Origin of the sequence: Streptomyces sp. GbtcB7, assembly GCF_019091445.1 — a bacterium.
Lineage (GTDB): Bacteria > Actinomycetota > Actinomycetes > Streptomycetales > Streptomycetaceae > Streptomyces > Streptomyces mirabilis.
Map to the genome: position 1 here is coordinate 1 of NZ_JAGXJM010000453.1, position 250 is coordinate 250.

Annotated in this window: 1 protein-coding gene; it reads right to left on the reverse strand. The window is 70.8% G+C overall.

Features of this window, described 5'->3' with window-relative positions:
• On the reverse strand, positions 1-250 hold a 250-nt coding region (locus KVT44_RS56480), incomplete at both ends, for a YncE family protein (RefSeq protein ID WP_368857626.1).

Consider the following 250-nt stretch of genomic DNA (forward strand, 5'->3'; position numbering starts at 1 on the left):
AACACACTCACCGAGGCGGCGCCGGCGGCGTCGGCGGGGGTGCCGCACGGGGTGATCGCCCCCTCGTCAGGGCTGGGGCCTACGGGGATGGGGGTCCCGATGACGGTGCTGGTGGAGGTATCGATCACCCGCACATTTGCCTGAACGTTGTCGGTGACGTAGGCGCGGGTGCCGTCGGGGGAGATCGCCAGGCCGATGGGGGCAAGGCCGGCGAGGAGGTTAGGGGTGACGGTGGTGGTGGCGGTGTCGT